The organism is Pseudomonas sp. QD4 (genome assembly GCF_049199125.1).
In the GTDB taxonomy this organism is placed as follows: Bacteria; Pseudomonadota; Gammaproteobacteria; order Pseudomonadales; family Pseudomonadaceae; genus Aquipseudomonas.
Window position 1 is genome coordinate 1,833,567 of record NZ_JBLZOM010000001.1, and the last position, 20,994, is coordinate 1,854,560.

The window sequence follows — 20,994 nt, forward strand, 5'->3', positions numbered from 1 at the left end:
CGCCACGCCCAAGCCTGAAAACCGAGGCCCAGGCGCGTATGCTGCTGGCACCTCAACCCTGGCACCCAAGGATTGGCATGAACTCCAGCTCCCCGCCTTTTTTACAACCCGGTGACCGGGTGCTGCTATTCGACGGTGTGTGCAAGTTGTGCAATGCCTCGGTCGGCTTCGTCATCCGCCACGACACCCGGCGCCGGATCAAACTGGCCTCGGTGCAATCGGTGGAGGGCCAGGCCCTGCTCGCCTGGTTCGGCCTGCCCACCGAGCGTTTCGACACCGTGGCCTTGATCGACGACCAGCAGTTGTATACCCGCTCCGGGGCCTTTATCCAGCTGATGCGCCACCTGCCGCGGCCCTGGTCCTGGCTCAGGGTATTGCGCCTGGTGCCGCGACCGCTGCGCGACTGGGGTTACGACCGGATCGCCCGCAACCGCTATCGGCTGTTCGGCCGTTACGACCAGTGCCTGCTGCCCAGCGCCGAGCACCGCGGACGCTTTCTCAACCATCAGGACTGACCCGGCTGGCGGCGGAAGAACAACGTGACCTGCCCCAGTTCGACCCCGAACTTGGTCATGTAGGAGCGATTGGCCAGGGTGTTTTCATCCAGCAGGTACATCCAGTCGTCGAAGTGCACCTGATAGGTCTTGCCGTCCACCGGCAGGTTCAGCACATAGCGCCAGCGCAAGGTATTGCCGGACACCTCGCCCAGGGCTTCGCCGACCACATCGCCCGCAGTGCCGCGCCAGATACCCGGACCGTCCGGGTGCAGGGTCCAGATCCGGGTCTGGCGGGTGCCGTCGCTGTAGGTGAAGTCTTCGTGCATGACAAAGGTGTCGCCCTCGCTGTGGCTGTCGATCACGACATGGAAGCGCTTGATCACCTCCCCCGAACGCTTCTGAAACAGCCCCCAGGCCTCGACCCGTCCGCTGAAGAACTGGCGCAGCTCCAGGGGCGGCGTCTGTTCGCGGTAGTGAGTGACATCGATACCGCCGCAACCGGCGAGGCCGGCGCCCAGGCCCAACAACAGAATCCAGGTTTTCCACATGCTCATGGCCCTCGGCCGTTCAGGGTTTTGCCTGGCCCAGCAACTGCCGGCGCAATTCGGGGTTGCGCGTACGCGGGTCCAGCCAGATATCAAAAAAGGCCCGGGCAAACGCCGGGTCCCTGACCTCATGCCGCAGTTGCTGGTCGACAAAAAACTGCGCGCCCTGCCCCGGCAGAAACACCCCGGTGATGACGGTGCCGGCCTGCACATCGACAAACGACTGCTGCATCTGCGCCTGCCAACGGCTCAATTGCTCGGCACTGACCGCCGAACCGGACAGGCGCTTGATCTCGTCGAGGCTGGCCTGCACCAGATCGTCGCGGCTGATGCTACGGCGATAGGTCAGCTCCAGGGCAAACGGGGTGTCCGCTGCCAGCGGCGTGACCGGGCTCCAGAGCCGGGCGTTGTAGAGTTTGAAACCAAACCAGCTGAACTCGCCGCTGCCCACCACCCGGGCACCGGGCAGCGTCTGCTGCCAGCCGGCCGCCGCCGTGGCACTGAGCACCAGCAGCAGCCACAACCAGGGCCGCCAGGCGGATCCACCGCGACGCTTGCAGCTTCCTCCAGGCTCGGGCACAAGCGAATTCATGGCAGCACGTCCTGATAGGAGCCCGCCTCAATCTGCTTGAGTGCCTGGCCCGGCTGAACAAAGGTGGACCCGAGGTAGCCGATTGCTTGACTGGCCCAGCCCTGGCGCTGCCCGGACTTGACCTCGGGTCCACTAACCATGGAGCGGTGGATCCCATTCGCAGGGCCGCCACTCTCAATACCTATACAACAAAATTAAGAATGTATAACTATTTAGCGGATATTGACGCAAAAACCAATCAAAACCCGAAAAAACCTATACAAAACGAACAGGCCGACCTGCCCATGGTTGTGCATACGGATCAGGTCGAAGAATGGATGCACACGCGGTGCAATGATTGGCCAGGGGCTGCCCTGCTCGCCGGCGCCTTTTATCCGAACAGCCATAACCCGCTGGAGTGTCGCTCGGGGCCCGTGGGATGATGCGCGCCTGACGCGATCACTCTGGAGAATCTGCATGTCATTGTTCGGTAAAAAAGCCCTGGGCCTGGCCCTGGTAGCCTTGCTCGGCCTGGGCGCGGCGAGCGTCTATGCGGCCCAGCCAAGTGCCGCTGGCGCCACAGCGCAAAAGGTCTCGATGCTGGGCGGCAAACTTGCCTTCAGCCTGCCCAAAGGCTTCACGGCCACGGTGCTGCCCGCCGGCAGCGCGGCCAACGGCACCGCCGGGGCGACCGGCACCCTGTACTCCAACAACGACACCAAGACTGCGGTGATCGCTGCGGAAAACACCATCCCCAATGGGCAACAGGCCAAGGACAACGACGCCCCGTTCCTCGACGCAGCCGTGGCGGGGTTTCTCAAGCAACAGGCAGCGGCCCTGCCGGATTTCACCAAGCAAAGTGAAAAGAGCCTGACCATCAAGGGCCTGGGCGTACGCCAGATCGACAGCAGCGCCACCATGGGCGGCGGCAAGACCCTGAACTCGACCCTGCTGGCCGCTTCCGGCGGGCGTATCGCGGTAATCCAGGTGGTGTCGCGGATCAGCGACAAGGCCGGTCACGAGGCCCTGATGAAACAGATCCTCGGCCGCTGAGCAAGCCTGGCAGCGGTCCCGGAACCTGTTCACGAACCAGCCAGCGACGCTCAGGCATTGTTAACGCCCCTGAGCTAGGCGCAGCAGGTCGTGAACTGGTTCTCAGGGGTTGAGCCGCTGCAACCAGTCCTTGAGGTCGTGGACTTCACTCTCGCTGATGCTGTGCCCCAGGCCCGGGTAGGCATGAAATTCCGGCGCCAGGCCCAGGCCCTGCAGCAGGCTGTTGGCCTCTGAGCCATCGCTGTAGGGCAGGCGCTGATCGGCAGTGCCATGGCCGATGAAAATCGCCAGGTGCTGCAACCCCGGGTCGGGCTTGAGCTGCGACCTCAGCACCGGCAGCACACTGCCGCTCAGTGCCGCAATCCCACGCACCGCCTGCGGGTGCCGCAAGCCGACTTCATAGGACATGATCGCGCCCTGGCTGAAGCCCAGTAAAAACACCTTGTCAGGCGGGGTCTGATACTTGGCCGCAGCCTTGGCCACAAAGGCCTCGAGCACCTGGGCGCTGCTGGCCAGTTCCTCGGTCACGCCGTCATAGGCCCCGTCGCCCTTCTTGTGGAACCACTGATAACTGCCCTCCTCCAGCACCTGGGGTGCCCGTACCGAGAGGTAGGTGTAGCCGGCCGGCAGCTGCTCTTTGAGCCCGAACAGGTCCTCCTCGTTGCTGCCGTAGCCATGCAGGAAAATCACCAGCGGCTGGTTGCGGGTATCGGCGCCGGCCTGCTCCAGGTACTGCAACGGCAGGTCACTGTGCAGCGTGGGCGAGCCGGACTGAGCCTGGGCTGAGGCGCAGGCCAGCAGCAACGGCACCAGCCAGCACTTGAGCAGCGAGGTCTTGGACATGAGGCGTTTTCCTTTCACGGCGCGGCGGGTAGCCACAAGGCGGGTGACTGAAGATCGGACCGACAAACAGCGATGAGATTCAGCCGACCGGCCTCAGCGGGTTGCGCACTCCGCGCCAGGCCAGGGGGGACAGCACCAGCACCGCCAGTAAAAAGCCCAGCTGGGACAGGTAAAAGGTCTGTGTCCATTGCCCATGGGCAACGACGTAGAAACTGTTGTGCAGCACGTCACAGGCAATGATCGCCAGGGTCAGGAGCAGGCCCCAGCGCGGCCTGAACCACAGCAGCAGCGCCGCCAGCGGATCGAGCACGGTCAACGCGCCCCAGAACACCCGGCTGGCCAGCAAGGTCTGGGGGCCATAGCCGTAATCCCAGAGCCAGCCGTGATCGAGCACGGCCCGCAGGTGATTGGCGGTCGCCGCCAACAAGCACAAGGCGAACAGCAGGCGAATCAGCAGAGAACATCGGTGCATGGAGCCATTCGCCTTCAAAGAGATCGGGTCAGTCGTTGATCAGCTTGCCCGCGCGAATCGCGTCGCGCCCGGCCACCTTGGCCTGCCAGATACCCGGCTGGGTGTAGCGCCCACGGTCCAGGGCAAACAGCACGCCGCTGGTGCCGGCCCGTACCACGCTGACTTTATCCTGCAGCGGGTCGACCACCTCGAACAGCGCATCGCCCTCCTCGACCCACTCGCCGGCTTCACGCAGGAAACTGACCACGCCGTGGTGAGGGGCGAACAGGTACTGGGTGCCTTCGAACGGCATGCCTTCGCAACACGCATCGGGCGCTGGCGGCCAGTCGCCGCTGATCAAGCCCTGCTCGGCCAGGAACCCCAGGATCGCCTCGCAATTGGCCTGGGCCTGCTCGACCCGGGTGTCACCCATGCTGCCCAGCTCCAGGGTGGTGGCGAGGTTGGCCGGGGGAATCGCCGCCCGGGGAAAGTCCCGGGCCAGGCGCAACCAGGGCGCGGAGCAGGACTCATCGAACGAGCTGCCGCCGGAATCCTCGCAGAGCAAGGCCACGCCCGCCTTCAACCGCGCGGCCAGGGGTTGCCACTGCGGCCAGTGCTGGGGCAGTGCGTAGAGATGGATCGCCGCTTCGAAATCACAGTGCAGGTCGAGGGTGATCTCGGCCTCGCAGGCATGGCGCAACAGCAGGCGGTGCAAGGCTTCGAGCTGGGAGCCCGGCGCAGGCAAGCGGTCCAGCACCTGGCCCATGGTGCGCCGGATCAGCGCCACGTTGGCCGCAGCGTCAGTGCCCAGCTGGCCACCGATCAGGTCGCCCACCGGGCCGCTGAGTTCAAAGAACGCACGGTTGAAATTCTTCCCGCTGCCCAGCTCGAAGCGCCCCAGGTGGCTGTTTTGCACGTACTGGTCCAGGCCAATGGGATTGGCCACCGGCACCAGCTCGATCACGCCATGCAACTGGCCGTTGGCTTCGAGTTCGCCCAGGCGTTTTTTCAGTTCCCAGGCGGTGCGCATGCCCGGCAGCTCATCGGCGTGCAGGCTGGCCTGGATATACACCTTGCGCGAACCTGCGCCAAAGCGGAACACGCTGAGCTGGCGCTCGCTGCCCAGGTGGCTCCAGGGCAATGGGTGGTCAATACGTTGCATGGCAGCTCCCTGAGGAAAATGGGGTGGCGCAGGATAAAACAGCAGCGCATAAAAAAGGTGGCTGCCGTATCAACGGGCGCCACCTTTTTTCACTGCTGGCGATTACTCACCGTAAACGTCGAACTTGAAGTACTTGTCCTGCACGGCCTTGTACTTGCCGTTGGCGCGCACTTCGGTAATCGCCGTGTTGAATTTTTCGGCCAGGGCGGTATCCCCCTTGCGCACGGCAATGCCGGCGCCGCCACCGAAGTATTTCGGATCGTTGTACTCGGGGCCGACGAAAGCGAAGCCCTTGCCGGCGTCGGTTTTCAGGAAACCGTCGTCGAGGTTGACCGAGTCGGCCAGCAGCGCGTCGATGCGGCCGGAGACCATGTCCAGGTTGGCTTCCTGCTGCGAGCCGTAGCGCACCAGGCTGATCCCGGCCGGGACCAGCACTTCGGTGGCGAAACGGTCGTGGGTACTGGCGCGCAGCACACCGACTTTCTTGCCCTTGAGCTCGGTCAGCGGGTCCTTGATCTCGATGCCCTGCTTCATCACGAAGCGTGCCGGGGTGTGGTAGTACTTGATGGTGAAATCGACGTTTTTCTTGCGGTCGTCGGTAATGGTCATCGACGACAGGATGGCGTCGATTTTCTTGACCTTCAGCGCCGGGATCAGGCCGTCGAATTCCTGCTCGACCCACACACACTTGACCTGCATCTGCTCACACAGCGCATCGCCGATATCCACGTCAAAACCGGTGAGCTTGCCGTCGGGGGTTTTCATCGAGAACGGTGGGTAGCCGGCTTCGATACCAATGCGGATCGGCTTGGCTTCATCGGCCACGGCGCAGAGGGAAAACATCGACAGTGCCAGGGCACCGAAGAACGCAAACTTGTTCATTTATAACTCCAAGGGTGGAGACTTTTATTGGCTGGGTTTCGATTACGGGAAATCGAAGTGGCCAGCAGTCTAGAGGCGCCCTCGGGAAGCAAATTGCGTTTATGCGACAAATATTTATGAAAAAGTCACGCGTGCCATTCCCCCCTGAAAGCCCCGCCCCAGAGCGGTGCAAAAGCCGGTAAAGCGCCCACCCGCCATCCGGAATCCGACCCGGCGGTCGAATTGAAAACACCCCCTCCACAAATCCTGTAACCGCTGCCGCAACGCTGTGCTGGCCTTGAAATACGCCTTGCACCTGTAGCCGCAGCCTGCGGCAGCGGCTACAGGAATCGGGGTGGGTCGCTGGCGTCGTTGGGGAGGCCAGGTTTAGCAGGCGCACTCGATCACGGTGGGTGCTGGGCGCTCGGTAGGTGCGCTCAGGTGGAACCCCTCATCCAGCCAGCCGGTGACGCCGCCGATCATTTCCTTGACCGGGTACTCCAGCGCCGCCAGTTGCACCGCGGCCTTGTTTGCGCCGTTGCAGTGGGGCCCGGCGCAATAGACCACGAACAGCGTGTCCCGGGCGTAACCCGCCAGGCGCTCGGCGCTGATCTGCCGCCCGGGGATATTGATCGCCCCCGGCACATGCCCGCGCTCGAACGCCTGCGGGCCGCGCACGTCCAGCAACACGAAGTCCAGCGCGCCCGCCTGCTGGCTGGCGTGCACATCGGAGCAGTCGGTTTCAAAGGTCAGGCGATTGGAAAAATGCATCAGGGCAATGGCCGAGGGGGCGGCGGGAACATCACGGACCAGGCTGGTCATGGGGGCATCTCCGAAAGCGAATGGGGGTGAGAGAAAGACTTTATCCGCCACGCCCGCGCCGCTACAGTGGCGCACAAGACACTGACTGGTAACTTTCCGCCAAATGCACGCCCACCCCGGTTTAGTCGCGATCCTGGCCTACGACGGCCTGTGCACCTTCGAGTTCGGCATTGCCGTGGAGATCTTCGGCCTGGCGCGCCCGGAGTTCGATTTCCCCTGGTATGAGCACCGCATCGTCGCCGTGGACCCAGGCCCCATGCGCGCCACCGGCGGGATCCAGGTGACGGCCGACGGCGGCATGGAGCTGCTGGAGCAGGCCCGCACCATCATCATTCCCGGCTGGCGCAGCCGCAGCGATCCCTTGCCTGGCCCCCTGATCGACGCCCTGCGCCGCGCCCACCGGCGTGGCGCACGTTTGCTGTCGATCTGCTCCGGGGTGTTTGCCCTCGCCGCCACCGGGCTGCTGGACGGCCGTGGCGCCACCACCCACTGGCGCTACACCGAGGAACTGGCGGCGCGCTTCCCGCTGATCGAGGTGGACCCGGATGTGCTCTACGTCGACGCCGGGCAGTTGATCACCTCGGCCGGCAGCGCCGCCGGGATCGACGCCTGCCTGCACCTGGTGGCCCGGGACTTCGGCACCCACGTTGCCAACTCGGTGGCGCGGCGCCTGGTGATGTCGCCGCAGCGCACCGGCGGCCAGGCCCAGTTCATTCCGGCGCCGGTCAGCCGTACGCCGCGCAGCGACCTGTCGAAAGTCATGCAGTGGGCGCGCGAACACCTGCATGAGCCACTGGAGGTGCGCGATCTGGCCCGCCAGGCGCTGATGAGCGAGCGCACATTCTTGCGGCGTTTCAGCGAAGCCACCGGTGCCTCGCCCAAGGCCTGGCTGCAACATGAGCGCCTGGCCCGGGCCCGGGAATTGCTGGAAAGCGGCAGCGAACACACCGAGCACATCGCCCTGCGCTGCGGTTATCGCTCGGTGGAGAGTTTTCGCGTGGCGTTTCGCAGCGTGGTGGGGGTGCCGCCCTCGGTGTACCGCGAGCGCTTTGGCCGAGGCGCCAAGACCCCGGTATAAAGCCCGCGGCGCCCGTCAGGCGTCCGGTTTGCGCAGCAGGTAGGTGTCCATGATCCAGCCATTGGCCTCCCGCGCCGCCTTGCGCACGCGCTGGATTTCATCCGCCACGTCCTGCAACCGGCCGCTGATCAGAATCTCGTCCGCGGTGCCCAGGTAGGCGCCCCAGTAGATATCCAGTTCGCGGTCCAGCACCTGGCGATAGGAGTCCTCGGCATCGAGCATCACCACCAGGCTGTCGGCGTCGCTCACCTGCCCCGCTGCCAGGCGACGCCCGGTGGTGATTTCCACGGAGCGACCGATGCGGTTGAGCGGCACTTTATGCTGCGCGGCCAGGGCCTGGACGCTGGTGATACCCGGGATGACCTCGAACTCAAAGCGGCAGCGACCGCTGTCCAGAATCGCCTGCAGGATGCGAAGGGTGCTGTCGTACAACGCCGGATCGCCCCAGGCCAGGAAGGCCCCGGTCTGGCCATCGGCCAATTCCTCGTCGATCAGGCGTTCGAAGGTCGCCTGCTTGTCGCGGTTGAGGTCCTCGACGCTGGCCTGGTAATCGACATCGCCACGCAGCCGCTCCGGGCTTTGCGCCTGCACGAAACGGTAGCCCGGCTCAGTGATATAGCGCTCGCAGATCTCGCGGCGCAGGTCGATCAATGAGTCCTTGCTCGCCCCCTTGTCCATGAGGAAGAACACGTCGCTGCGGTTCAGCGCCTTGACCCCCTGCATCGTGATGTAGTCGGGGTTGCCGGCACCGATGCCGATGATCAGGAGGGTTTTCATGGGCGGTTCTCAATCTGTGGGCAGGAGCCCGGTATGGGGGGCTTAGGGACCCGGCCACTTATGGCCGGGCATCCAGGCGCAGGCGCCAGCGCCCGTTGAAGCGTAGTTCGAGGGCCGACAGCGGCTCGACATCAATGTGATTGAAGCTGGCCAGCGGGCATTGCATGACCTGCAGCAAGGCCGCGCGAATCAGCAGCGGATGGGTCACCGCCAGTACATGGCCGGGGCTCTGGCTCACGCTCTCCAGCCAGGCCGCGACCCGCTCGCACAACTGCGCCACCGACTCACCGCCATGGGGCGCCGCCTGGGGGTCGGCCAGCCACGCCTGCAAGGCTTGCGGCTGGTTCTGCTGCAAGTGATCCAGCGCCACCCCCGCCCAATCGCCCATGTCGCAGTCGCGCAAGGCACTGACGATCTGCGGCTCGGCACCATACAACCCGGCGCTCTGCCGTGCCCGCAACTCCGGGGCACTGAGCAGGCGCGGCGGACGCTTGAACAGCGCCGCCCGCGAGCCGGCGAGTGCTTGCCAGTCAAGCTCCAGCGGCTCGTCCTGGGGGAAGCACGCGCGTTTCTGGGCGACGGTTCGGGCATGACAAATCAGGGTCAAGCGGGTGGCTTGCACGGGGCATTCTCGAAAAAGGGCCATCGACGGCCTGGGCTGAGGTTGCGTTTGTAGCATGGCCGACGGGCAATTTCCCACTGCGTTGCCAACCCCGACCTAGGCGCCCTACCGGCCAGCGTCCGCACGCGGCCCGAGCCTGGCGGCAGCGGCTATAGGTGTGGTCAATGTGGCGAGGGTGCTTGCTCCCACTGGACCGGCCGGCGCGCCGGTGCGCAGCCGTCCCATTTTTAGGGCCGCTTCGCGCCCCAGCGGGAGCAAGCTCCCTCGCCACAGGTACGGTGTTAGTTCTTAAGTGAACAGCATTACGCCCCCTTGCGGGGCATTTCACCTGCGCTGAAACTTTCGCTGGACATGTAGCGTAAATTACATAAATACTAATTTCACTAGATATGAAATAAAAACAACACACGACATTCAAGGCGCTGCCATGTCCTCGCTCAGAGAGCTGATCACCGACCCCGCACTGGAACTCACCCCCGCCGAGCGCAAGGTGGTCCGGGCCCTGCTCGACCACTATCCGCGCAACGGCCTGGGGCCCATGTCGCGCCTGGCCGAGCATGCCGGGGTCAGCGATCCGACCATCGTGCGCCTGGTGAAAAAGCTCGGGTTCGGCGGTTATGCCGAGTTCCAGGAAGCCCTGCTCAGCGACATGGATGACCGTCTGCGCTCGCCCAGCACCCTGTTGCAGCCGCGCTCGCACCTGCAACAGGACGACGCCTGGAATCACTACCTGAATGACAGCGCCCGGCGCCTGGTGGAGACCCAGGCGCTGACCCAGCCCGAAGACATCCGCATCCTCCTGGAGTGGCTGCTCGACAGCCGGCACGCCGTGTACTGCTTCGGTGGCCGCTTCAGCAGCTTCCTCGCCGGCTACCTGCTCAACCATCTGCGGCTGCTGCGCCCGGGCTGCTTCGCCCTGGAAGACAACGCGCACCTGCCCGACCGCCTGTACGACCTGCAACGCCAGGACATCGTGCTGCTGTTCGACTACCGCCGCTATCAGGCCCAGGCCCTGCGCGTGGCCAGCGCGGCCAAGGCGCGCTACGCCCGGGTGGTGCTGTTCACCGACATCTACGCCTCGCCCCTGCGCGAACTGGCGGACCTGGTGATCAGCGCCCCGGTGGAGTCGGTCTCGGCCTTCGACACCCTGGTGCCGGCCCTGGCCCAGGTCGAAGCGCTGATCGCCAGCCTGACCTTGCGCGGCGACCATCTTGAAGATCGCCTGGAGGGTATCGACGCCCTGCGGGACAGCTTTGCCACCCACCTGCTGGAGGATCAGTAAGCATGTTCAGCCTGCCCCATCGCTCGCCCCGCGACCTGCCCTTTGTCGCCGACCACACCGCCCTGCTGCTGGTGGATATGCAACGTGCCTGGCTCGAACCGCAGTTCGACCCGCACCTGCAGGACGCCGACGCACAGTACTTCCTGCAACGGACACGGACCCAGGTGATCCCCAACCAGCAACAGCTCCTGGCAGCCATGCGTGGCGCCCGGCAGAACGTGCTGCACACCCTGATCGAAAGCCTGACCGCCGACGGCCGCGACCGCTCGCTGGACCACAAGCTGTCGGACATGCACTTGCCCAAGGGCAGCCCGCAGGCGGCGATCATCGATGAACTGGCGGCCGGGGAAAACGAAATCATCCTGCCCAAGACCTCGTCCGGGGTCTTCAACTCCACCAATATCGACTACGTGCTGCGCAACCTGCAGACCCGGCACCTGATCATCGCCGGCATCGTCACCGACCAGTGCGTGGACATGGCCGTGCGCGATGCCGCCGATCGCGGCTACCTGGTGACCCTGGTGGAAGACGCCTGCGCCACCTACACCGAGGCGCGGCACCTGGCCTGCCTGAATGCGATCAAGGGTTATTGCTGGATCACCGATACCCGGACCGTGCTCGACCGCCTGCATGAGTTGGCGGCATGAGCCGGGGTAGCGGCGTGACGCCGCTGACCGCCGTGGCCATGACCAGCATCGTCACCACCGACCTGATCGGCGTGACCCGCGGGCGTTCCTTTCCCAGCGACGAGCTGGACAGCTACCAGGCTGCCGGCTGTGGCTGGGTCCCGGCCAACAGCGCCCTGACCCCGCAGGACCAGATTGCCGAGGCCAACCCCTGGGGCGCCTATGGCGACCTGCGGCTGATTCCGGACATGGCGAGCCGGGTCAGCGTCGCCAACGGCCCGGATCCCGAGGCCGCGCCCCTGGATTACGTCCACGCCGATATCTGCGAAACCGACGGCACGCCCTGGGCCGCCTGCCCGCGCACCCTGCTGCGCGAAGAGGTGGCGCGTTATCGCGACGACCTGAAACTGCAGATCACCGCCGCCTTCGAACACGAATTCAACCTGCAGGGCGCCCCCGCGCAAGCCGAGCAACTGGCGTTCTCCCTGGGCGCCCAGCGCCAGGGGGCGAACTTCGGCGGCTGGCTGCTCAGCGCCCTGCGCGCCGCCGGGGTCGAGCCGGAGATGTTCCTCCCCGAGTACGGCAAGCAACAGTACGAGATCACCTGCCGCCCGACCTCGGGCGTGGCCGCCGCCGACCGCGCGGTGAACGTGCGGGAGATCACCCGGGAAATCGCCCGGCAACTGGGGCAGCAGGTGAGCTTTTCACCCAAGGTGTCGCAGCATGCGGTGTGCAATGGCGTGCACCTGCATATCAGCCTGCAAGACCTCGACGGCCGGCCGAAGCTCTACGACCCGCAGGCCGACAATGGCCTGTCGCAACTGGGCCGGCGCTGGGCCGCCGGGGTGCTCAAGTACCTGCCGGCGCTGTGCGCCTTTACCGCACCGACGCCGATCTCCTACCAGCGCCTGCAACCCCATCACTGGAGCGCCGCCTACGCCTGCCTCGGGCAACGCAACCGCGAAGCCTCGTTGCGTATCTGCCCGACCGTCAGCCTCGGCGGGAAGGACGTGGCGCCGCAGTACAACCTGGAGTTTCGCGCCCTGGACGCCACCGCCTCGCCGCACCTGGCCATGGCCATGGTGCTGATCGCCGGGCGCCTGGGGATCCAGCAGGGGCTGGCCCTGCGCGCCACCACCGATGATGCGCCCGACACCCTGAGCCCGGCTCAGCTCAAGGAGCGCGGCATCGTCGCCCTGCCCGGCTCCCTGGCCCAGGCCCTGGAGCTGCTGGCCGCCAGCCCGGCGCTGACCCTGGCCGTGCCCAAGCCACTGCTCGACACTTACCTGGCGGTCAAGCACGAAGAACTGCGCCTGACCCAAGACCTCGACCCGGCCCAACTCTGTGAACACTATGCACGCCTCTACTGAAACCCCCGAGCTTGGCTACTACGACCGGCCGGCCTATGGCCTGCTGCGTGAAGCGTCCGAGCACCCGCTGATCCTGGTTTGCGAGCACGCCAGCCGCTATATCCCCGCGCCGCTCAACGACCTGGGTCTGGACCCGGAAGCGGCGCAGCAGCACATCGCCTGGGACATCGGTGCCCTGGCGCTGGCCGAGAGCCTGTCCGAGGCCCTGGGCGCGACGCTGCTGACGGCCAATTACTCACGCCTGCTGATCGACCTCAATCGCCCGCTGCACGCCCCCGACAGCATCCCGCTCAAGAGCGAGATCTACCCGGTGCCGGGCAACCAGGCGCTGGATGAAGCCACCCGCGAATACCGGCGCCAGTGCCTGTTCCGGCCGTTTCACTCACGCCTGGCGAGCTTGATCGACGAGCGCCTGGCCGCCGGAAAAACGGTACGGGTGGTGGGCATCCACAGCTTCACCCCGGTGTACTTCGGCGAGCCGCGCCAACTGGAAATAGGCGTGCTCTACGACCGCGCCCGGGCCTACGCCGAACGCCTGGTGGCCGGCCTGGGCCAACACCCGTTGCAGGTGGCGGGCAACCAGCCGTATCGGATCGAGGCCGGCAGCGACATGACGGTGCCGGTGCACGGCGACGGGCGCGGCCTGGACTCGGTGTTGATCGAGGTGCGCAACGACCTGCTGCGCACCCCGCAAGCGGTAAGGCGCTGGAGCGATTACCTGGCGCCGCTGTTGTAGACCCTGCTGTCGAATCACGCTGTCGCTGTTGCACCAACTGCTGTTTGCCGGACCGGTAGAACAATTACAAAAACCGCCGTGGTGTGTCTTTTAACCTGCCAGGTTCGAACACCGGGCCTTGTTCAACGTGCGCTCGCGCCACGTTGCGCGGGCCTGCACCCCACTCAATACCTGCTCAGGAGCACTGTGTCATGGAGATTGAACAATTCGGCTACAAACAGGAACTCAAACGCGGACTGACCCTCAGGGACCTGGTGGTCTACGGGATGATTTTCATGATCCCCATCGCGCCGTTCGGGGTCTATGGCTACGTCAACCAGGAAGCCCCGGGCATGGTGCCCCTGGCGTACATCATCGGCATGGTGGCGATGGTCTTCACCGCCCTCAGCTACGGCTGCATGGCCCGGGCCTTTCCCATCGCCGGCTCGGTCTATTCCTACGCCCAGCGCGGCCTCAACCCCCAGGTCGGCTTTATCGCCGGCTGGCTGATGCTCCTGGATTACCTGCTGATCCCGCCGCTGCTGTACGTCTACGCGGCCATGGCGCTGAACCACCTGTACCCGGACATCCCCAAGGTCGGGTTTATCCTCGCGTTCCTGGTCAGTGCCACCTTCGTCAACCTGCGGGGTATCACCTTTACCGCGCGGATGAACATCGTGTTTCTGCTGGCGCAACTGGTGGTGCTGGGGATCTTCCTGTTCTACGCCTGGACGGCCCTGCACGGGGGCGCCGGCAACGGTCAACTGACCCTGGCGCCGCTGTACAACCCGCAAGGTTTCCACTTCGGCATGTTGATGCAGGGGGTGTCGATCGCGGTGCTGTCGTTCCTGGGTTTTGACGCGATCTCGACCCTGGCCGAAGAGGTCAAGGGCGACCCCGGGCGCAGCGTCGGCCGGGCGGCGTTGATCACCCTGGTGGTGATGGGGCTGATCTTTGTCGTGCAAACCTGGATCGCCACCGACCTCGCGGCCGGCATGGGCTTCAAGTCCGCCGACACCGCCTTCTACGAGATCGCCGAGATCGCTGCCGGCAGCTGGCTGGCGACCCTGACCGGGGTGGCCACGGCCCTGGCCTGGGGCGTGGCGGTGGCGATCACCTCGCAAGCCGCGGTGTCGCGCCTGCTGTTCGGCATGGCCCGCGACGGCAAGCTGCCCAAGGTCCTGGCCCGGGTCCATCGCAAACACAACACGCCCCATATCAGCATCTACCTGGTGGCCGTGCTGTCGCTGCTGATCTGCTACCTGTTCATCGACTCGGTGGACACCCTGACCTCACTGGTCAACTTTGGCGCCTTGAGCGGGTTTATCCTGCTGCACCTGACAGTGATCAACTACTACTGGCGCCGGCTCAAGTCCGGCCAGGTGATCCGCCACCTGGTGTGCCCGGCCATCGGCCTGCTGATCGTCTGCGCGATCCTGTTCAACATGGGGATCGAGGCACAGAAACTGGGCGCCATCTGGATCGTCGTCGGCGTGGTGTACCTGTTCCTGCTGAACAAACTGGGCAACGGCGAACCCTACAAAATCCAGGAACCTCTGTAGCCGCTAGCGCGAGGTTGCGCGGGTCCTATCAATCGATAGGAACCGGCGCACCTGTAGCCGCTGCCGCCAGGCTCGGCAGCGGCTACAGGTGGGGTCAATGCAAGGAATTGAGCAGCACCCGCGACGGCACGTCTCCCGGTCGGCAGCTGACTTTGTTGCGGCCGGTGGTCTTGGCTTCGTACAGCGCCTGGTCGGCGTCGTCCAGCCAGTTGACCGCGTCGCTGTACTCCGGATCAAACGCCGCCAGGCCAATGCTCAGGCTGACTTGCAGCGCCGGGTTCTGCTCGTAGCCCAGGGCACCGAAGCGGGTACGCAGGCCTTCCATCAACTGGGCCGCCTGCTCCAGGGGCACGTCCGGCAGGATCACGCAAAACTCATCACCGCCATAACGGCCGATCTGATCACTGACCCGCAGGTTCTGGCGCAGGATCTTGCTCAGTTGGCGCAGCACGATATCGCCGGCCACATGGCCGTAGGTGTCGTTGATGACCTTGAAGTGATCAATGTCGATCAGGGCAATGGCCCCACCCTGCTGCTGGCGTCGGCAGCGTTGGAACTCAACCTCCAGCTGATCCTTCCAGGCGCCATGGTTAAGTAGCCCGGACAAGCTGTCGGTGCGGCTCAGGGCCAACAGCTCGCGCTTGTGCCCGGCCAGCACGCACGCCTGCTGGTAGCAGATATACCCCAGGGCCAGCGGGTACAACGTCAGCATCGGCAGGCAGGCATAGACTTGCAGTTGGCTGGTTTCGGCGATGAACAACGGGCTGAACAGCAGCAGCGAGACGCCGATCCCCAGGGCCTGGGCCAGGCTCCCGGCGAGAAAGAAACGCACACCGCCAATGGCGATATTGTTCATCGCCATCATCGCCAGGGTGGTCGTGGTCGGCAGCGGATTGAAATGCATGGCGCCGACCCAGAACCCGCCGAGGAACGAGTCCACCAGCAAATTGCGGTGTTCGCCGCGAAACGGCACCCGTGACCGGCGCGCCCACTGGTACGCCAGGTGCGGCCAGGCAAAGGCGTTGAACAGCATGAAGCCCCAGAGCCAGGCCGGGGGCTGCAGCGGTTGCATGGCTGCGGCGACGCAGAAGAAGCCCAGGGCCAGACCCAGGATCCGCGACTTGTATAGCCTCCTGGCCAATGAAAGTCCCTTCCCTGGTGTATGTGGCGTAGGGGCCAAGGCTCCTCCGTGCAAGCAGTACGAGGGTCGATGAGGCTACTGGGACTGCCGAGCAGTCTACCAGCGAAGAGTCAAATAGCCATTACCCCTTCCCCCCTGTTTACAGCGCCCTGGCCCGGCATTGCGGGAATATTTGGCTATAACTGACGGTGGGCACATAACATTACTCTGCGCCCGCTTGCCAAGTACCCCGGAGGAGGCGCATGCACAGCTATCAGGTACTGATCATCGGCAGCGGTTTTGGCGGACAGTGTGCAGCGGTCAATCTGCTCAAGGCGGGGATAGATGATTTCCTGCTGCTGGAGCGCCGCAACTTCCCTGGCGGCACCTGGTGCCAGAACACCTACCCCGGCGCCGCGGTCGATGTGCCCTCGCCCCTGTACTCCCTGTCGTTCGCGCCTTACCGGTGGAGCCAGATGTACGCCACCCAGGACGAATTGCAGCGCTATACCCAGCATCTGCTGCACCAGCAAGGCTTGCAGGGCAAGGTGCTGCTCGGGGCCGAGGTCGAGGCCATGGACTGGGACTCGGCGCAGCAACGCTGGATCGTCCAGACCCAGGCCCGCGGTCGATTCCAGGCGCAGTTCGTGATCAACGCCTCGGGGCCCTTGAGCCAACCGCTGATTCCGCCCTTCCAGGGCCTCGCCGACTTCACCGGCCACCAGTTCCACAGCAACCAGTGGGACCACCACTACGACTACCGTGGCAAGCGCGTGGCGATTGTCGGCAGTGGCGCCAGCGCGGCGCAGATCATCCCGGCAATTGCCGCCGATGTCGCCCAGTTGCATGTGTTCCAGCGCAGTGCGCACTGGGTGCTGCCGCGCCCTGACCGGCACTTCAGTGCCATAGAACGGCGCCTGCTGGGGTTCAAGCCGGCCTACACCCTGCTGCGCTGGTTGATCTATTGGCAGCTGGAAAGCCGGATCATCGCCTTCAAGTATTCACGGCCGGCAATGACCCTGGTGCAGCGCCACGCCCTGCGCCTGCTCAAACGCCAGGTGCCCGACCCGCAACTGCGCCGCCAACTGACGCCGGACTACAGCATCGGCTGCAAGCGGGTGATCCTGTCCAACACCCTGTACCCGGCGCTGGGGCGAGCCAACGTCAGCCTGCACGGTCGCGAGCAAGGCATCCAGAGCCTCGACGCCAGCGGCATCAACACCCAAGACGGCCAGCACCTGGAGCTGGACCTGATCATCTGGTGCACCGGCTTCGACACCACCGACGGCATGATCGCCTACCCGGTGCGCGGTAAGGACCGCCAGTTGTTGCGCGATGCCTGGGCGCCCTACCCGCGCGCCTACCTGGGCACCTGTGTGCCGGGGTTCCCCAACCTGTTTATCCTCTGCGGCCCCAACACCGGGATCGGCCACACCTCGCTGCTGTTCATCATCGAATCCCAGACCCGCTACATTCTCAGCTGCATCCGGGCCCTCAAGACCCAGGGCTTGCAGGCCATTGAAGCTCGCCCGGAAGCGGAGGCGCGCTACACCGCGATGATCCACCGCGAGATGCAGCGCACGGTGTGGCAATCCGGCGGTTGCCAGAGCTGGTACCGCAGCAGCAGCGGGCATGTGACGGCGCTGTTTCCCGGCTTCAGCTTCAGCTACCACTGGCTGACCCGGGGCCTCAAGCCCGTGGACCATCAACTGTCCTGACCCGTGCCCGCACAGGAGCCACCCGATGTTCGTGATTGTCGCCCTGCTCGCCCTTGGCCTGTTCTGGTGCTATCGCACCTACCCGCGCATCGGCCATTGGCTGTATGACGCCAGCAGCGCGCTGGAGGCCCGGCTCTACCGGTTGAAAAAACACCCGGTGGCCATCGATGGCATGACCCTGGCGACTTACATGGGCGGCCCGACCACCGCCAGCCAGACCCTGTTGCTGCTGCACGGCTACAGCGCCGACAAAAGCATCTGGCTGCGTTTTGCCCGGCACTTCAGCAAAGACTGCCGGGTACTGATCCCGGACCTGGGCGGCCACGGCGCCACCGGCTTCGACGCCAGCCAGGACTACAGCATCCCGGCCCAGGGCCGACGCCTGCTGCAATTGCTCGACGCCTGCCAGGTGGCGCGGGTGCACCTGGTCGGTAACTCCATGGGCGGCTATATCGCAGCGTGGCTGGCGGCCACCAGCCCGGAGCGGGTAGCGTCACTGACCCTGTTCGACCCCGCCGGCGTCAGCGCGCCCGAGCCCAGCGACCTGGAGCGCATGCTGGCGGTGGGCCGCAATCCGTTCCTGATCGACACCCGCGCCGACTTCGACACCTTCTACGGCATGACCATGGCCGATCCGCCCTGGGTGCCGGAGGTGGTCCTGGCGGCCATCGCCGAACGCTACCGGCAGCGGCGCCCGCAGCTGGCGAAAATCTTCGACGACTTCCATGGCAGTGCGCCCATGGAACCCCTGCTGGGCTCGATACAGGCCCCGACCCTGCTGCTCTGGGGCCGCGAGGACCGGCTGCTGCATGCCAGCAGCGCGCTGATCTGGGCCCGGGGCATCCCCCAGTTGCAGGTGGAGATCTGGCAAGGCATCGGCCATATGCCCATGGTCGAGCGCCCTAACCGCAGCGCCCGGCTGTATCGCCAGTTCCTGCAACAGGCAGCCCTGCGCAATAGCCGCTGAACGCTCGTGCCCACTTTGCCAGCGGCGCCCGGGCACGGCGCCCGACGCGCGGCGCCCGAACGGCAGTGCATTCATTTGCAGAATGAAGTTCAGAGGAAACTTCGTTTGTCAGCGCCCCCTACGCCGAACAGAATCGGCCCCACTCCACCCTTGATGTCACTGCACCGGGAATCCTGTTTATGAGCAACCAGAGCTTCGTCAGCCCTGACCTGATCCGCCAACGCTTTTCGCGGGCAATGTCGGACATGTACCGCGATGAAGTGCCGTTGTATGGCGCGCTGATGGAACTGGTGGCCGAGGTCAACGCCCAGACCCTGGAACAGCATCCCGACCTGGCCCGGCACCTGCGCCAGACCGGTGAAATCGAACGCCTGGACCTGGAGCGCCACGGCGCCATCCGCGTCGGCACCGCGACCGAACTGGCGACGCTGAGCCGCCTGTTCGCGGTCATGGGCATGCAGCCGGTGGGCTATTACGACCTGACCCCGGCCGGGGTCCCGGTGCACTCCACGGCCTTTCGCGCGGTGCATGAAACGGCGCTGCACATCAGCCCGTTCCGGGTCTTCACCTCGCTGCTGCGCCTGGAACTGATCGAGAACCCCGAACTGCGCGCCTTTGCCGAATCGGTCCTGGCCCGGCGCTCGATCTTCACCGCCCGGGCCCTGAGCCTGATCGCCCAGTGCGAAGCGGATGGCGGGCTGAACAAGGCAGATGCCGAGGCGTTCGTCGAGCAGGCCCTGGAAACCTTCCGCTGGCACCACAGCGCCACCGTCACCGCCGCGCAGTATCAGCAACTGAGCGCCCAGCATCGGCTGATCGCCGACGTGGTGGCGTTCAAGGGTCCGCACATCAACCACCTGACCCCACGCACCCTGGACATCGACCAGGTGCAACGCCTGATGCCCGCCCACGGCATCACCCCCAAGGCCGTGATCGAAGGCCCGCCACGGCGGGACTGCCCGATCCTGCTGCGCCAGACCAGCTTCAAGGCCCTGGAGGAAACCGTGGCCTTCACCGACCAGGAACAGAGCCAGGGCAGCCACAGCGCACGCTTCGGCGAAATCGAACAACGCGGTGCGGCCCTCACCCCCAAAGGCCGCGCCCTGTACGACCGCCTGCTGAATGCCGCCCGCGACCAGCTCAATGCCTTCCCCAACGAGTCCAACGCCGATCGCTACGACGCCCTGATGCGCGACCACTTCGAAGCCTTCCCCGACAGCCACGACGCCATGCGCGAAGAGGACCTGGCGTACTTCCGCTATTTCGCCACCGAACAGGGCCTGGCCGCACGCGAACAGGCCCAGCGGCCCACGACCCTGGCCGCACTGATTGCCGCCGGGCACGTGCACTTCGAACCTCTGGTGTATGAAGACTTCCTGCCGGTCAGCGCCGCCGGGATCTTCCAGTCCAACCTCGGCGACGACGCACAAAGTCACTACGCCGGCCAGTCCAACCAGCAGGCCTTCGAACAGGCCCTGGGCCGGCCGACCATCGATGAATTGCAGCTCTACGCCCAGACCCAGCAGCGCTCGCTGGAGCAGTGTGCGAGTGCCTTGGGCCTGCCCGGGTTGTGAATACAGGCGGCGCGTGATCCACCGCCATGGCGCTGACGTTGTCGGTGGATCCTGACCTCAGCGCCGCTTCAACCCTGCCCGCACTCCCATCTGGCGGTCACTGAAAACCGCTCCGCGACAGGCTCGGGCACAACCGCCAGCGCAACCCGCGCCTGTTCTGCCGTGATCAACGCGTGCGGGTTTGCATGGGCTTGCTGCACCTGCGCCACCAGTTGCTTGAGTCCGGCCTTGAAGGGCTCCGGCAGGCAGTTTTCCATAAGCTGCAAGTTGGCGATCACGCAGTGCCTGGCGTCGTCGAACGCCCAGTCGTCGTCAAGCAGATGCTCGATATCCTGGGCAGACTCCACCAGCAATCGGTAGGCGAACCCGGCAAACGACAGGTTTTCCACTTCGCTGGACTCTCGGTCATGCCAGACCAGGGCGACGCCGACCTGCCCGTCTTGCAGGGGAGTCAGGCAGTACGCGTCGCCGGCACCGGACTGGGCAAACGGCAAGAACCGCCGCCCGTCCTGGTAGGCCGGTTTGAGCCATTCTTCGATAACCTCGCCGGCCTGTTGCCCGTCGATCCACTCGAAGTCGTAGGCGCAGGACAACGCCGGTTGTGCCGACAGGGTGTACTCACGCCACCCCTTGCTCCAGTCCTCACGGCTATTGCCGTAGCGGGTCCGTCCCTCGGCCAGCAGCCGCCGCAGCTCCGCCGGCAAGGTTATGCCTGCGGTCTCGGCCAGCCGTTCAAAATCGCTCATGTGCATTCACTTCTGCAAAGTTCGGCGGGGTC

At 65.1% G+C, this 20,994-nt stretch carries 23 protein-coding genes; 11 read left to right on the plus strand and 12 right to left on the minus strand.

The window, feature by feature from the left end; all coding sequences use genetic code 11:
- Positions 1-77 precede the first annotated feature (77 nt).
- Positions 78-515 (plus strand): thiol-disulfide oxidoreductase DCC family protein, encoded by a 438-nt coding sequence (locus tag ACOZJV_RS07930; RefSeq protein ID WP_201130404.1) that lies wholly within the window; start codon positions 78-80, stop codon positions 513-515.
- On the opposite strand, the gene ACOZJV_RS07935 is transcribed toward ACOZJV_RS07930, so the two are convergent.
- Genes ACOZJV_RS07935 through ACOZJV_RS07945 form a run of 3 tightly spaced genes read right to left on the minus strand, consistent with a single transcriptional unit; the run spans position 506 to position 1,774 of the window.
- The gene (locus ACOZJV_RS07935; protein ID WP_201132149.1) at positions 506-1,045 is read right to left on the minus strand and encodes a DUF3833 domain-containing protein; all 540 of its coding nucleotides are present in this window, start codon (positions 1,043-1,045) and stop codon (positions 506-508) included. The genes ACOZJV_RS07930 and ACOZJV_RS07935 overlap by 10 nt on opposite strands.
- 19 nt (positions 1,046-1,064) lie before the next feature.
- The gene (locus tag ACOZJV_RS07940) at positions 1,065-1,634 is read right to left on the minus strand and encodes a chalcone isomerase family protein (protein ID WP_238596242.1); all 570 of its coding nucleotides are present in this window, start codon (positions 1,632-1,634) and stop codon (positions 1,065-1,067) included.
- Entirely contained in the window at positions 1,631-1,774 is a 144-nt protein-coding gene (locus ACOZJV_RS07945) for a hypothetical protein (protein WP_161955776.1), read from the minus strand. Before ACOZJV_RS07945 ends, ACOZJV_RS07940 begins: the two co-directional genes overlap by 4 nt.
- 316 nt (positions 1,775-2,090) lie before the next feature.
- Between ACOZJV_RS07945 and ACOZJV_RS07950 the strand changes: the two genes are divergently transcribed.
- Positions 2,091-2,666: a hypothetical protein gene (locus tag ACOZJV_RS07950; protein ID WP_078473678.1), complete on the plus strand. Its 576-nt coding sequence runs from the start codon at positions 2,091-2,093 to the stop codon at positions 2,664-2,666.
- Between the two features lie 102 nt (positions 2,667-2,768).
- Here ACOZJV_RS07950 and ACOZJV_RS07955 read toward each other — a convergent pair whose 3' ends face one another.
- The 5 genes from ACOZJV_RS07955 to ACOZJV_RS07975 all read right to left on the minus strand — a co-directional run bounded on the left by ACOZJV_RS07955 (position 2,769) and on the right by ACOZJV_RS07975 (position 6,805).
- Positions 2,769-3,509, minus strand: coding sequence for an alpha/beta hydrolase (locus ACOZJV_RS07955; protein WP_421547282.1), 741 nt, complete (start codon positions 3,507-3,509; stop codon positions 2,769-2,771).
- Positions 3,510-3,588: 79 nt separating this feature from the next.
- A complete protein-coding gene (locus ACOZJV_RS07960; protein WP_421547283.1) occupies positions 3,589-3,981 on the minus strand; it encodes a hypothetical protein in 393 nt (130 codons plus the stop codon).
- 28 nt (positions 3,982-4,009) lie between these two features.
- Positions 4,010-5,122: a succinylglutamate desuccinylase/aspartoacylase family protein gene (locus tag ACOZJV_RS07965; RefSeq protein WP_421547284.1), complete on the minus strand. Its 1,113-nt coding sequence runs from the start codon at positions 5,120-5,122 to the stop codon at positions 4,010-4,012.
- Positions 5,123-5,224: 102 nt separating this feature from the next.
- Entirely contained in the window at positions 5,225-6,004 is a 780-nt protein-coding gene (locus tag ACOZJV_RS07970; RefSeq protein WP_078473681.1) for an ABC transporter substrate-binding protein, read from the minus strand.
- A gap of 366 nt (positions 6,005-6,370) precedes the next feature.
- The gene (locus tag ACOZJV_RS07975) at positions 6,371-6,805 is read right to left on the minus strand and encodes a rhodanese-like domain-containing protein (protein ID WP_421547285.1); all 435 of its coding nucleotides are present in this window, start codon (positions 6,803-6,805) and stop codon (positions 6,371-6,373) included.
- A 103-nt stretch (positions 6,806-6,908) separates the two neighbouring features.
- Here ACOZJV_RS07975 and ftrA point away from each other — a divergent pair, with 103 nt between their 5' ends.
- Positions 6,909-7,883 (plus strand): transcriptional regulator FtrA, encoded by a 975-nt coding sequence (gene ftrA, locus ACOZJV_RS07980; protein WP_201130396.1) that lies wholly within the window; start codon positions 6,909-6,911, stop codon positions 7,881-7,883.
- A gap of 15 nt (positions 7,884-7,898) precedes the next feature.
- Here ftrA and cobF read toward each other — a convergent pair whose 3' ends face one another.
- Together cobF and ACOZJV_RS07990 are read right to left on the minus strand one after the other, a co-directional pair.
- Positions 7,899-8,660 (minus strand): precorrin-6A synthase (deacetylating), encoded by a 762-nt coding sequence (cobF, locus tag ACOZJV_RS07985; RefSeq protein ID WP_421547286.1) that lies wholly within the window; start codon positions 8,658-8,660, stop codon positions 7,899-7,901.
- A gap of 58 nt (positions 8,661-8,718) precedes the next feature.
- On the minus strand, positions 8,719-9,282 hold the full coding sequence (locus ACOZJV_RS07990; protein WP_421547287.1) for a histidine phosphatase family protein: 564 nt from the start codon (positions 9,280-9,282) through the stop codon (positions 8,719-8,721).
- 427 nt (positions 9,283-9,709) lie between these two features.
- Here ACOZJV_RS07990 and ACOZJV_RS07995 point away from each other — a divergent pair, with 427 nt between their 5' ends.
- The 5 genes from ACOZJV_RS07995 to ACOZJV_RS08015 all read left to right on the plus strand — a co-directional run bounded on the left by ACOZJV_RS07995 (position 9,710) and on the right by ACOZJV_RS08015 (position 14,837).
- On the plus strand, positions 9,710-10,564 hold the full coding sequence (locus ACOZJV_RS07995) for a MurR/RpiR family transcriptional regulator (RefSeq protein WP_078473686.1): 855 nt from the start codon (positions 9,710-9,712) through the stop codon (positions 10,562-10,564).
- Positions 10,565-10,566: 2 nt separating this feature from the next.
- Positions 10,567-11,211 (plus strand): isochorismatase family cysteine hydrolase, encoded by a 645-nt coding sequence (locus ACOZJV_RS08000; RefSeq protein ID WP_201130388.1) that lies wholly within the window; start codon positions 10,567-10,569, stop codon positions 11,209-11,211.
- Positions 11,208-12,560: a glutamine synthetase gene (locus tag ACOZJV_RS08005; protein WP_421547288.1), complete on the plus strand. Its 1,353-nt coding sequence runs from the start codon at positions 11,208-11,210 to the stop codon at positions 12,558-12,560. Before ACOZJV_RS08000 ends, ACOZJV_RS08005 begins: the two co-directional genes overlap by 4 nt.
- Positions 12,544-13,296 (plus strand): N-formylglutamate amidohydrolase, encoded by a 753-nt coding sequence (locus tag ACOZJV_RS08010; protein WP_421547289.1) that lies wholly within the window; start codon positions 12,544-12,546, stop codon positions 13,294-13,296. Before ACOZJV_RS08005 ends, ACOZJV_RS08010 begins: the two co-directional genes overlap by 17 nt.
- Before the next feature lie 191 nt (positions 13,297-13,487).
- On the plus strand, positions 13,488-14,837 hold the full coding sequence (locus ACOZJV_RS08015; RefSeq protein WP_421547290.1) for an APC family permease: 1,350 nt from the start codon (positions 13,488-13,490) through the stop codon (positions 14,835-14,837).
- 94 nt (positions 14,838-14,931) lie between these two features.
- On the opposite strand, the gene ACOZJV_RS08020 is transcribed toward ACOZJV_RS08015, so the two are convergent.
- Positions 14,932-16,017: a diguanylate cyclase gene (locus ACOZJV_RS08020; protein ID WP_078473691.1), complete on the minus strand. Its 1,086-nt coding sequence runs from the start codon at positions 16,015-16,017 to the stop codon at positions 14,932-14,934.
- 203 nt (positions 16,018-16,220) lie between these two features.
- Between ACOZJV_RS08020 and ACOZJV_RS08025 the strand changes: the two genes are divergently transcribed.
- The 3 genes from ACOZJV_RS08025 to hglS all read left to right on the plus strand — a co-directional run bounded on the left by ACOZJV_RS08025 (position 16,221) and on the right by hglS (position 20,216).
- Positions 16,221-17,675, plus strand: coding sequence for a flavin-containing monooxygenase (locus ACOZJV_RS08025; protein WP_421547291.1), 1,455 nt, complete (start codon positions 16,221-16,223; stop codon positions 17,673-17,675).
- 25 nt (positions 17,676-17,700) lie between these two features.
- Complete coding sequence (locus ACOZJV_RS08030) at positions 17,701-18,642, plus strand: alpha/beta fold hydrolase (RefSeq protein ID WP_078473693.1); 942 nt, start codon at positions 17,701-17,703, stop codon at positions 18,640-18,642.
- 179 nt (positions 18,643-18,821) lie between these two features.
- Positions 18,822-20,216, plus strand: a complete 1,395-nt coding sequence (hglS, locus tag ACOZJV_RS08035) for a 2-oxoadipate dioxygenase/decarboxylase HglS (protein WP_421547292.1) — start codon at positions 18,822-18,824, stop codon at positions 20,214-20,216.
- A 68-nt stretch (positions 20,217-20,284) separates the two neighbouring features.
- Here hglS and ACOZJV_RS08040 read toward each other — a convergent pair whose 3' ends face one another.
- Entirely contained in the window at positions 20,285-20,962 is a 678-nt protein-coding gene (locus ACOZJV_RS08040) for an SMI1/KNR4 family protein (RefSeq protein WP_421547293.1), read from the minus strand.
- Positions 20,963-20,994: the final 32 nt, after the last annotated feature.